At 40.8% G+C, this 12200-nt stretch carries 10 protein-coding genes and 2 tRNA genes; 5 read left to right on the plus strand and 7 right to left on the minus strand.

Annotation, left to right across the window (positions count from 1 at the left end; genetic code table 11):
* Window positions 1-1316, plus strand: a 1316-nt coding sequence (locus tag HWQ37_RS20790; RefSeq protein ID WP_292750402.1) for a TaqI-like C-terminal specificity domain-containing protein, incomplete at its 5' end; no start/stop codon positions are given.
* Between the two features lie 2 nt (window positions 1317-1318).
* Here HWQ37_RS20790 and HWQ37_RS20795 read toward each other — a convergent pair.
* From HWQ37_RS20795 to HWQ37_RS20815, 5 genes are all read right to left on the minus strand, one after another.
* Window positions 1319-1705, minus strand: coding sequence for a hypothetical protein (locus HWQ37_RS20795; protein ID WP_292750404.1), 387 nt, complete (start codon window positions 1703-1705; stop codon window positions 1319-1321).
* A gap of 135 nt (window positions 1706-1840) precedes the next feature.
* Window positions 1841-1913: transfer RNA gene (locus tag HWQ37_RS20800), tRNA-Phe, on the minus strand.
* A 74-nt stretch (window positions 1914-1987) separates the two neighbouring features.
* Complete coding sequence (locus tag HWQ37_RS20805) at window positions 1988-2857, minus strand: metal ABC transporter permease (RefSeq protein WP_292750406.1); 870 nt, start codon at window positions 2855-2857, stop codon at window positions 1988-1990.
* An 11-nt stretch (window positions 2858-2868) separates the two neighbouring features.
* The gene (locus HWQ37_RS20810) at window positions 2869-3645 is read right to left on the minus strand and encodes a metal ABC transporter ATP-binding protein (RefSeq protein ID WP_292750408.1); all 777 of its coding nucleotides are present in this window, start codon (window positions 3643-3645) and stop codon (window positions 2869-2871) included.
* Window positions 3646-3716: 71 nt separating this feature from the next.
* Window positions 3717-4658: a metal ABC transporter substrate-binding protein gene (locus HWQ37_RS20815; protein ID WP_292750448.1), complete on the minus strand. Its 942-nt coding sequence runs from the start codon at window positions 4656-4658 to the stop codon at window positions 3717-3719.
* A 412-nt stretch (window positions 4659-5070) separates the two neighbouring features.
* Between HWQ37_RS20815 and HWQ37_RS20820 the strand changes: the two genes are divergently transcribed.
* Window positions 5071-6678 carry an iron uptake porin gene (locus HWQ37_RS20820; protein ID WP_292750410.1) on the plus strand — a complete coding sequence of 536 codons (1608 nt, stop codon included), beginning with the start codon at window positions 5071-5073 and terminating at the stop codon, window positions 6676-6678.
* A gap of 758 nt (window positions 6679-7436) precedes the next feature.
* Here HWQ37_RS20820 and murA read toward each other — a convergent pair.
* Window positions 7437-8810, minus strand: a complete 1374-nt coding sequence (gene murA, locus HWQ37_RS20825; protein ID WP_292750450.1) for a UDP-N-acetylglucosamine 1-carboxyvinyltransferase — start codon at window positions 8808-8810, stop codon at window positions 7437-7439.
* A 408-nt stretch (window positions 8811-9218) separates the two neighbouring features.
* On the opposite strand from murA, the gene HWQ37_RS20830 reads away from it, so the two are divergent.
* Together HWQ37_RS20830 and HWQ37_RS20835 are read left to right on the plus strand one after the other, a co-directional pair.
* A tRNA-Leu gene (locus tag HWQ37_RS20830) sits at window positions 9219-9299 on the plus strand.
* A 78-nt stretch (window positions 9300-9377) separates the two neighbouring features.
* On the plus strand, window positions 9378-10163 hold the full coding sequence (locus HWQ37_RS20835; protein ID WP_292750412.1) for a TrmH family RNA methyltransferase: 786 nt from the start codon (window positions 9378-9380) through the stop codon (window positions 10161-10163).
* Window positions 10164-10174: 11 nt separating this feature from the next.
* Here the strand turns inward: HWQ37_RS20835 and HWQ37_RS34690 are convergent, their stop codons facing one another.
* Window positions 10175-10579: a hypothetical protein gene (locus HWQ37_RS34690; RefSeq protein ID WP_363318163.1), complete on the minus strand. Its 405-nt coding sequence runs from the start codon at window positions 10577-10579 to the stop codon at window positions 10175-10177.
* Window positions 10580-10945: 366 nt separating this feature from the next.
* On the opposite strand from HWQ37_RS34690, the gene HWQ37_RS20845 reads away from it, so the two are divergent.
* On the plus strand, window positions 10946-12175 hold the full coding sequence (locus HWQ37_RS20845) for an RNA-guided endonuclease InsQ/TnpB family protein (RefSeq protein ID WP_292750414.1): 1230 nt from the start codon (window positions 10946-10948) through the stop codon (window positions 12173-12175).
* Window positions 12176-12200 lie beyond the last annotated feature (25 nt).

Genomic DNA, 12200 nt, shown 5'->3' on the forward strand with positions numbered 1-12200 from the left:
TTGAGTTTTATAAAAAACAATATGTTTCTGCTAGTCAGGGAAATTATGATATTTATGTTGTTTTTGTAGAAAAGGGTTTGAATTTATTAAATAAAAATGGTCATTTAGGTTTTATTTTACCCCATAAGTTTTTTAATGCTCAATATGGAGAATCTTTAAGAAGGTTAATTTCTGAAGGTAAATTTCTTAAAAAGATTGTTTATTTTGGAGATCAACAAGTTTTTCCAAATGTTTCAACTTATACTTGTCTATGCTTCTTGTCTAAAACAAAACAGTCAGAAGTAAATTTTATTCAAGTAAAAGATTTATTAAAATGGATTATTGATGGTAATGCAGAAGAAACTCTGTTGAATGATAAATCTATTACAAGTGAAAGTTGGGATTTTGGTAAAAGTAAAAATTCTGTTTTATTCGATAAATTTAATGACGATAAATTTATCAGTTTAAGTCAGCTAATAACTAATATTTCTCAAGGTATTAGAACAAGTGCTAATGAAATATATGTTGTAGATTTAATCTCTCAAGAACATAATTTACTACAGGTATATTCTAAAGCTTTAAATAAAATAGTTGCAATTGAATCTGATTTAACTTCTCTCTTTTTACAGGGTAAGGAAATAAAGCCGTATCAACTTTTATATTCCAGTAAGTTATTAATTATTCCTTATGAAATAATTAACGGAAATGTTCATCTTATAAATGATGATAAATTGCGTAATAACTATCCCTTAACTTTTGATTATCTAATGCAAAATAGACAATTTTTAGAAAATAGAGAAAAAGGAAAAATGCTTGGTTTAGATTGGTATGCTTATATTTACCCTAAAAATATAGAATTGATGAAAAAACCAAAAATATTAGTCCCTGATATTGCAAATCAAGCTTCTTTTGCTTGGGATGAAAAAGGAGATTATGCATTTACCAGTGGTTATGGAATTCTACTTAAGAATAATATTCAAGAATCAATTAAATATATTTTAGGATTACTCAATAGTAAAGTTTTAGATTTTTATCTGAAGAATATTAGTACCACAATGCGAGGAGGCTTTTTTCGTTATTTTACTCAGTTTGTTGAACAATTACCAATTCGATTGATTGATTTTTCCAATTCTCAAGAAAAAAACATTCATAGTCAAATAATTCAGCTTGTTGAACAAATGCTTTACCTCCATCAACAACTAAATCAAGCACCAACACCCCCAGCCAAAAAAAGAATTCAACAACAGATTAATGCCACAGATAGACAAATAAATCAATTAGTGTATGAACTCTATGGATTAACCGATGAGGAAATAGCTATTGTTGAAGGTGTATGAATTCAATCTGAAGATTCTCCATCTCTGCGCCCAAGTTCATAAATGCCAGCACCCATACAGGCTAATATACCTGTACTAATTCCCCAACTCTCACCTAAAGTAATTTCCAGACCCCAGTTACATAAAGTGCCAACTACCAAAAAAGGCACAATGCTAAATAGTGAGGCGTAGAAAGCGTTTTGGGATTCTCTGGCTTTCCGAGTCTTTTCAAATTCTGACTGGCTGGTGTAGAGCGATCGCTCGGCAAAGTTAAACCAGCGATTGAGTTGCTCGATTACCCATTCATTGACTCTGGAAAAACCTAGATATAGCGCCAATGACCACAAACTCGCTCCAGCGATCGCGATCGTGTCTAACTCAAAACGGAAAGGCAAAATTTCAGTCAGCATTGCTTGGTAGAGTCCTGCAAAGGGTCAACTTTAACTGTCAGTAAATAAACCTCTTGTGCAATTTTAAGCATATAAGCTAATACCTAAAAACCACAAACCCCTTGAAATCATTAGATTTCAAAGGGTTTAATAGAGTGCCAGGAACCGGACTTGAACCGGTGACACGAGGATTTTCAGTCCTCTGCTCTACCAACTGAGCTATCCCGGCTTTTGCTTTTGTCAGCCACGATTAATCAATGTAGCAAAGATAAAAGAATATAGCAAGTCTTTGGAGAAAAATAGTTATGCAGCTTTCAAACTCAACTTAAACCAGACAAAAACGGCTACAAATAGTAGAAATTGGACAAGAACAATACTTGGCCCAGAAGCCAGGTTGAAGATACCTGACACCATGATGCCAGCAATGCTGCTAATGGAACCAACTATCACCGACATAACCAGAAAGCGGCTAAAGTGGTGACTCATCAGTTTGGCGGTGGAGGCGGGAATGACCAAAAAGGCGTTCACCAACAAAACGCCGACAGCTTTAATCGCTACAGCAACGGCGAGCGAAAGTAAGACGACAAAGGCGTAGCGGTACAATTGGACGGGAACGCCTTGAACTTGGGCGACATCGGGGTTAAGGGTCAATAAAATTTGCTGTCGCAGAGTTGATAGTAAAAATATGCTACCTCCCACAAGGACTAGCAGCGTCAAAATCAAATCTGTGGTATCGATCGCTAGAATATCGCCGAACAGTACAGCCATCAAGTTGCCACGATATCCTTTAATTAGGCTCGTGAGAATTAAACCGATCGCTAATGCCCCAGATAGCACGATGCTAAGTATGCTATCGCTAGCTAAGTCGGTTTTGTCGATAAAGTAAAGGACAATAACCCCAAAAACTAAGGTAAAAGGTAACAGCATCCAAGTAGGATTTATTTGTAGCAGCACACCTAACGCCACACCTACAAGGGCTGCATGACCAACCGCGTGGCTAAAAAATGACAACTGGCGCAAGGTGACAAAACTACCCAACATCCCGCCAAGTATTCCCATCAAGGCAGCACCGACGATCGCACGCTGTATCGAAGGAAGTTGTAACAACTCTAACAAATCATTACGACTAGCGATCGCAAGCCAAGTTATCTGACAATCATTGAAGAAATTCATACTTGTAGGTATTAATGTTGGTGCTGGTAGCGACTGAAACCTGGTCCGTAGGTTGCTAACAGGTTTTGCGGTGAAAGGGCAATTTCTGGCTTACCAGTACAAACAATGCTTTGGTTCAGGCAAAGCACGCGATCGCAATGCCGATTTACCATATCAATATCGTGAGAAACTTGTAATACTGTCCAACCTTCCTCTCGCTTTAATTCATTTAGCAAAGCGTAAAAATCTGCTGTACCTTGGACATCAACACCAGCAAAGGCTTCATCTAGTACCAACAATTTCCGAGGCATTACCAAACAATAAGCCAATAAAACCCGCTTGAGTTGACCACCGCTAAGAGTACCAATAGCTTGATGCTGTAAATGATAAGCATCGGTTCGCCGTAAAGCTTCTGTTACTGCTGCTAATTTTTCCCGATCTTGTCTCCATAGCTTAGAGAAAAATAAATTCTTTCTTTTACTTTCCTTAGTCCATCCCAGTCCCACCAATTCGCTGACAGAAATAGGAAAGCTGCGGTCAAAAATAAAGTTTTGTGGCATATAGCCCAATGTGTGGCGCAAATGCCCAAGTCTGGCAATTGGACGACCCAAAATTTCAATCGTCCCTGCACTTCGAGGGATCAAATCTAAAACCGCTTTTACCAGGGTACTTTTACCAGCACCATTGGGGCCAACAATAGCTGTATCTGTTCCTGGCAACAATTCAAAGGAAACATCTCGAACAGCCAGGTAGCTGCCTTGATAAACAGTTAATCCTTCTACTTTCAAAATAGCAATGTCATTAGTCATTGGTTATTTGTCATTGGTTATTGGTCATTGGTCATTGGTCATTTGCAAAGGACAACTGACAAATGACAAACCTATTTACACGATGTTTCCAGGGTTTGTAAATTAGCTTTCATTGCCTTGAAATAATGCTGCGGATCTGTTTCGCCAGTTTCTAGAGAATCCAGGGTACGCAAATTTAATTTCAAATCTTTAGAGAGACTGGTCAGCAGTTTGTTATCTACTCCTGGTTCGCTAAATAAAGCTTTAACTTTGTATTTTTTCACAGCATTGACGGCATTTTGGACATCTGTTGGTGAAAGTTGATCTTCGGGAATTTGCACCACTGCAACTTGCTTGAGGTTATAGCGTTTAGCTAAATATGGAAACGCATCATGAAAGGTAATAAAGGTGCAACTGGGGTTTTTCTGTAAAGTCTGCTGAAATTCGCTGTTTAAACTTTCTAATTCTTTAATATAAGCTGTAGCATTTGCTTCGTAAGTAGCTTTGTTCGTCGGATCGGCTGCAATTAATCCATCTCGAATATTTGTTACCTGCTGTTTTGCTAAAACTGGATCTAACCAAACATGAGGATTACCTTGACTATGTTCGTGGCCTTTTTCATCTGGTGTCGTTTTCACAACAGGTGAAATTTCATTTAAGGGTTTAATACCAATACTTGCATCAATTTCAGTTAATTTGGGATTTTGGGCATTTTTGACAGTACCTACTAGAAATTCCTCTAAACCTAAACCATTTTTTATTAACACATTAGCAGTAGCGATCGCTTTGACATTTCCTGGTGTCGCTTGGTATTCATGCACCTCCGTACCAGGTGGCACTAGAATTTCTACATCTGCCACATTCCCAGCTACTCCCTTAGTAAACAAATATATTGGCAAAAATGTCGCCACTATTTTAGTTTTTCCCGACTGCACTGCTGGGGTAGAGGCAGCTTCCTGTGCTTGCGGCGACCGTTCGGAAGTGCTTCCCTGACTCGGATTCGATTGGCTACACCCAGTAGACATCGACAACATTAACAAAGCAATGATGGGCAATATGCCGCTTCTTTGGCTGCCTTTTCTAATTTCTCTGCTATTCACAATCACGATATTTTCTCCTCAAAACGATGCTTGCTCTGCCTCTGTCATAATCGCTGTTGACAATGAGACCTATTCTAAACTCTATACTAGAATAATTCTCATTCTCATTTTTAGTATATAATATTATCATTGTGGGTTTCCAGTGTAATGAGTAACAAAAAATTTTTTCAGACGGTACAGCCTTCTGCAATTTAGTTTTCTTAGTTTTCCCTGGATAATTAGGATTTATTGACTTTTTGATCAAAAAGGTTGCTTACTTCTGATAAGATTACTGACAAATATTCTCATAAAGTACACATTTAAAAATGTGTGTGTATGTGAATAGGAAATCAGTGTGAGGAGAAAAATGCAAAAATTCTGGAAATATCTGCTAGTTAGTCCAGCAGTCTGTGGTGTCATGCTATTTGTTAATACTGCTACATTTGCAGGTGAAACAGAAACATCAGTTAAGTCTGAAATCAATCAACCGCAAGTTTTAGCTAATCCAGACATAAAAGCTCAAAACATGGCGCAAGTTACCTCAGTGTCTCAATTTTCTGATGTACAACCTACCGACTGGGCATTCCAAGCATTGCAGTCCTTGGTGGAGCGCTATGGCTGTATTGCAGGATACCCAAATAGCACTTATCGCGGTAATCGGGCATTAACGCGATATGAGTTTGCTGCTGGTTTGAATGCTTGTCTCGATCGCATTAACGAACTGATTGCTACAGCCACTGGCGATTTAGTTAACAAACAAGATTTAGCCACATTACAAAAGCTGCAAGCAGATTTTTCCGCAGAACTGGCGACACTCCGAGGTCGTGTGGATGCAGTAGAAACACGCTCTGCTGAATTGGAGGCCAATCAGTTCTCAACCACAACTAAACTGAGTGGGGAAGTGGTAATTGCGATCGCAAGTGTCATCGGTGGGAACACAGTTAATGGTCAAAAAGTCAACCAAAATACCGTCCTTGCAGACCGCGTGCGTCTGAACCTCGACACCAGTTTTACTGGTCAAGATTTACTCAGAACACGACTTCAGGCAACAAATCTAGACCCCTTCTCTCAGACTGCTACCTTTACACCAGAAGGTGACTTCCGATTTGCTGGTGGTAACAACAGTAATGGAGTTGTCATAGACGCGCTGTTGTATCAGTTCCCTCTCGGTAAGAAAACAGGCATTACCCTGGAAGCAAATGCAGGTGCAATTGATGATTTCACCAATACAGTCAACCCGTACCTAGATGGGGACGGTGGTAGCGGTGCCCTTTCCCATTTTGGGACTCGCAACCCAATTTATTATCTAGTCAATGGTACTGGTATAGGAATAAAGCACGAGTTCAGTGATAAAGTAGAACTAAGCTTAGGGTATTTAGCGAATGATGCTGCTAACCCTCAGCTAGGCTCTGGACTGTTCAACGGTGCTTATGGTGCTATGGGGCAGTTAACTGTTAAGCCTAGCAACCAAATTACCCTTGGTTTGACCTACATTAACGCCTACAAAAATACTTTTTTTGCCAATGGTAGTGGTGGTAGCAATAACGCTAATGATAATATATTGCAAAATGCTTCCAGTAACTCCTACGGTATAGAAGCATCCTTTCAACCTAGCTCAAAATTTGTGATTGGTGGTTGGGCTGGCTTGACTAAAGCTCGCGTCCTTTCAGTTGGTGATGCTGACATCTGGAACTATGCCGTCACACTGGCTTTCCCGGATCTTGGTAAAAAAGGTAACATTGCAGGAATTATTGTGGGTATGGAACCTAAAGTTACCAGTGTGAGCAGTTCTCTCCGCAATGCAGGTATCAACAAAGATCCAGACACTTCATATCACATTGAAGGTTTCTATCAATATAAACTGAGTGACAATATCAGCATTACCCCAGGAGTTATCTGGCTGACAGCACCAGACCATAACAATCAAAACGACGATATCGTGATTGGAACAGTGAGAACCACATTCAGTTTTTAATTTTTTAAAATCTGAAAATAAGACGCAAATTTATCTTTTGCGTCTTTCATTGTGTTTATGGTTTTAAAAATAAACCTCAGCATTTTTACTGAGCTTAATATCTCAAAACACTATAGTTATTTTCATGTAAATGCAATAGGTTGTAGAGACAGAAAAATGAAAATATCTAGTAGATTAACGCAGATAAAACAGATAAATTGCGGAAATTACTTAAAAATTTCCCTTTTTAGGATTGTTAGTTAAAGGCTTAAAGTCAATACAGTTCAGTTAAGCAATTTTTATCCTTCTCTTTCTTTTCTCTGTGTCCTCTGCGCCTCTGCGGTAGCCTACGGCAAGCTACGTTAAAAAAATGACTTCGAGAAAGACTGCTAGCCTTAATCCAAGGGTATTGCAATACTGCGTAGGGTTTGAAAATTTGTAGGTTGGGTTGAGCGAAGTGAAACCCAACAAAACAAAAAGACCAGCCTCCCACAGCTGGTCTAAAAAATGTTTTTGCGTTGTCTTCTCAAGAGAGTTAAAACCCAATTGCGCGTTCCCAAAATGCAACGGGCAACTTTTCTTAACAATATTGTAACAGCCAACACAGATTTTTCCTGAATATTCATCAAAAAAAGATACGGACAAAGCTTAAAAGCCTCTATCTATTAGGAGAATTCAGCAGATTGCAGGAGTATAGATGGGAGAGAGAAAGGCAGACAAGGGAGAATATTTTACCTCGTCTCCCTTATTCCTCTCATCCCCGCGTCAGTTTCAACCAATCAATTTCCATTTGACAGGCTACTGATGCTGGGAGCGATTTCTGCATCTTTTGATGTTTCGCCCACGCGGAGAATTTTAGCCCCCAATTGCTGCAATTTCACATCAAGTCGATCGTAGCCGCGATCGAGGTGCTGTAAACCCTGAATTGTGGTTTGTCCTTCCGCCGCTAGTCCGGCGATTACTAACGCTGCCGATGCTCGTAAGTCTGTACCTAATACTGGTGCGCCAGATAATTTTGGGACTCCCCGAACGAAAGCAGCATTGCCTTTGACACGAATATCTGCCCCCAAGCGATTCAACTCTGAGGCATGACGCAAGCGATTTTCAAAGACGGATTCGTTAATTACGCTGTCGCCTTCTGCCACTGATAGCAAAGCCATGAATGGCGCTTGCATATCTGTGGGAAAACCTGGATGGTATTGAGTTTCAATATCCGTTGCTTTGAGGGTTTCTGCTGGCAGAATATGTAAGTGTTCAGGCTTGTCCTCAATTATTGTTACTCCAATATCCCGCAGCTTGGCAATGACTGGGATCAGATGTTCTGGAGCCACTGGCGAGAGGATAAGTTCTGAGCGGGTAATTGCTGCTGCTAGCAAAAACGTCCCGGCCTCAATGCGATCGGGAATAATGCTGTAGTCAACAGAATGCAACTTGGGGACTCCTTCGATAATAATCCTGCTAGTCCCCGCGCCCTTAATCTTCGCTCCCATCGCGTTACAGAAGTTAGCTAGATCGACTACTTCCGGTTCTCTGGCAGCATTTTCGATGATGGTTTCACCCTCTGCTAGGGTAGCCGCCATCATCAAGTTTTCCGTTGCTCCAACGCTGGCGATGTCTAAGTAAATCTTCGCACCTTTTAATCTCCGGCTACTGCCAGGGACGTAGGCATTACAAATGCCATGCTCAATTTGCACCTCCGCTCCCATCGCTTGCAGTCCCCTGACATGCAAATCAACTGGTCTTGCTCCAATCGCACAACCGCCTGGTAAGGGCATCTGTGCTACTCCCAGTCTCGCCAGAATCGCTCCAATGGCGAAAAAACTCGCTCTCAATTGGGTAACTAATTCGTAGGGAGCTTTTGAGGTTTTAATCTCGCTGGCGTTGATGTCTAAAATGTCACCTTGTCGGGTTAATTCTACACCCAAAGCTGATAACACCTGACCCATCCGGTCTACGTCCGCTAATAAAGGGACATTACGGATACGACAATCGCCCGGACACAGCAAGGCTCCAGCCATGATCACCAGTGCTGAATTTTTTGCCCCGCTAATTTTCACATGACCCTGCAAAGGATGCCCACCCCAAATTTGCAAGACTGAGGAGTCTGCTTCTGGAGCAATTTTGACATCTGGTAAGCTGGTAGAAGGATTAATAAGCCTACCTCCAAAAGTAATACGTATTTTATATGTTTGAAGTTGGTTTTGATTCTACAGTAAAGATTCAAAATGTCCACGTTTTAAAGCAGCGTTTGGTATAAAAAAATTGTTTTTTGGGTAAAAAATCTGGGCTGAAAAGAAGCGTTAGCAAGCTTTTTGAGCTTTTTAAAAGATTTTAAAAAAAGAATCAATAAGTAGTAGCTCTAAGCAAAAATAAATACTCAGTAAAATAACTTAAGTGTTCTCTAAAAATCAATGCTGTACTGTTGAGTTAATATTTTGATTCGACCTCGTGCGTGAAAAACTCGTTTCCAGTTAGAGACTTTTAACGAGGCATTCTGCTTTTACTTGACAAAGGTAAAACATAACGCAATAATAAGAAACTGTCGATAATCAAAAATGCGAGCGGAACTGGCGGAATGGCAGACGCGCTAGATTCAGGTTCTAGTGCCGCAAGGCTTCCGGGTTCAAGTCCCGGGTTCCGCATAACCAGTGCTGAGTGCGGAGTAGTGAGTGCTGAGAAGGAAAAACTCAGCACTCACTACTCAGGACTCACAACTAAAAATGTTGACCAGTTTACAAAACTCCCTAGTTAAGCAAATTCGCAAACTGCACTCCACCAAGGAGCGGCATAAGCAGCAGTTATTTTTACTGGAAGGGACGCACCTGTTAGAAGAAGCTTGTGCGGTCAATTACCCACTAGAAACAGTGTGTTGTACCCCAGATTGGCAATTAGCCCATACTTCCTTGTGGGAAGAAGCTTGTAGCCGATGCGATCGCACCGAAATTGTTAGTCAAGAAGTCTTGAATGCGATCGCTACTACAGTCCAACCGGATGGTGTGGTGGCAACGGCAAAACGAAGCGACCGCCAAACTCAAGTACCATTGACTGGTTTAGTACTAGCTTTAGAGACAATACAAGATCCCGGCAACCTGGGTACAATGATTCGCACCGCCGCCGCCGTCGGAGCATCAGGTTTGTGGGTAAGTGGAGATAGTGTAGATTTAGACAGTCCAAAAGTTCTCCGGGCTTCAGCAGGACAATGGTTTCGCCTAGCAACAGCCGTAACCGAAGATTTAAAAGCGACAGTCCAACAAAGTCAACAGGCCGGAATGCAAGTAGTCGCAACCTTACCCAGCGCGACTTTAACTTATTGGGAAGTAGACTGGCGAAAACCCAGTCTGATTTTACTGGGAAATGAAGGTGCTGGATTGTCGGCAGATTTAGCAGCGATCGCAGATCGGCAAGTCAGAATTCCTTTGAGTCCTGGGGTGGAATCTTTGAATGTGGCGATCGCAGCCGCTTTAATGTTATACGAAGCTCGGCGGCAACTAATTTGTCAGGAATAAATTTTAACTTTTTACCCCAATTGGGTTTTTGTTATTTCTTCGAGATATTGTTCAATATCAGCAACTGCATCCTCAAGAGCCGCTAAATCAATATCTGTCAAGTCTTGATCGAGTTCGACTTCAGTGAAATTACTAGTATGCAGTTGAGGAATATCTTCTTCCTCAGTCGAACTTTCTTGTAAGATATCCTCCAACTGTTCGAGGGATTGTTGAAACACTTGATCGGCGACGCGGCGCTTTTGTGGCTGATTTTGCTCCATAATATTTACTTGAAAATCCTGATTTCCTGAGTTAATTTTGATTCTAGTTCCTACAGATTGAAATTTGGCACTCATAACATCATAGTTTTGTGCTGTATCAACTTTAGCAGTGGTTATCAAGAATATCGATAACTGTCTCCAATTAAGAGGAGTCATAATTCAGAATGAATTATGACCGAAAAAGCGGATAGCGTCGGCGGCAAGCGAGTCCGCGAACGCAAGTGCGTCTCGCAGAGAGCGTTTTGATTCTGACTCCTGAATTCTGACTTGTGAATTCTTCTTCAAGATTGATTACTTTTAGAGGAGGTAGGAGGAAAGAATTATTAACAGATTCGGCGGAATTCCCCGTCCCTCTACAGGGCGGGGATGGATAGCTTTCTTGATGACGAAAACACCCCACTCTCTATCAACCGCAGGTTGATAGGGAGTGGGGTGTAAGAGATGCCACCAATTATTGTATTTTAGTACTTTACCACAATATATATTTATGGTAGAGTACAGATATCAAGGAGGTGATGTTGAGTGTTACACAAGGTTGTACAAGTCCGTTTATATCCGTCAGTTGAGCAGCAAATTCAATTAGCACAAGCTTTTGGTTGCGCTCGTTGGTGGTGGAATTATGCTCTGAATAAGTCAATTGAGACTTATAAGGAAACAGGGAAAGGACTTAGCCGTGCAGCGCTCAACGCACTTCTTCCATCGCTCAAAAAAGCCGAAGAAACTGTATGGTTAGCCGATTGTTACAGTCAAGTTTTACAGGCTACAACACTGAATCTAACCACGGCGTACAAAAATTTTTTTGAGAGCCGCGCTGGATTTCCTAAGTTCAAATCTAGACACGATAAACAGTCTATCCAGTATCCTCAAAACGTCAAGATTGTAGATGGTGATGTCAAGCTCCCTGGCAATATCGGGATAGTCAAAGCCAAAATACATAGAGCAATTGAGGGGAAAATCAAAACTGTTACTGTGAGTAAAACGCCTTCAGGCAAATATATTGCATCTATACTGACTGAAGTTGAAGGTGAAAATCCAATTATTTCAGAAGGTAAAATTTACGGCATTGATTTAGGCTTGAAACACTTTGCAGTTGTTACCGACGGCACTTATGTTTCAAAATACGATAATCCTAAGCACCTTGCCAAGCATGAGAAAAATCTTAAACGCAAGCAGCAAAAATTAGCGCGTAAGCAAAAAGGGAGTATTTCAAGGAATAGGTATAGAAAAGTTGTTGCCAAAGTGTACGAGCGAGTTACTAATTCGCGGCAGGATTTTCTACATAAACTTAGTTATAAGTTGGTCAGCGATAGCCAAGCTGTCATAGTAGAGAATCTTCATATCAAAGGTATGGTACGCAATCATAAATTGGCAAAGTCAATATCTGATGTTGGTTGGGGAACATTCACTAACTTTTTAGCTTACAAGCTAGAACGCAATGGTAGTAAGTTGATTGAAATTGATAGATGGTTCCCCAGTTCCAAACTCTGCTCTAATTGTTTTTATCAACTTAGTGAGTTGCCGTTGGATGTCCGTCAGTGGACTTGTCCTCATTGCAATACTCATCATGACAGAGATGGAAACGCAGCCATAAATATTAGAGCAGAGGGCATCAGAATGATAAAGGCGGAAGGTTCAGCCGTCTCTGCTGTAGGAGGGGAGGTAAGTCCTATTCTTGGGCGAAAGTCTAAGTTTAGGCACTCCCCCGTGATTACAGAAGCCCCAACTTCAACCGTACTCGGTAAGTTGGGGTAGTTCACATTTGAAATTATAAAAACTG

Origin of the sequence: Nostoc sp. NMS4 (assembly GCF_017115095.1) — a bacterium.
GTDB lineage: Bacteria > Cyanobacteriota > Cyanobacteriia > Cyanobacteriales > Nostocaceae > Nostoc.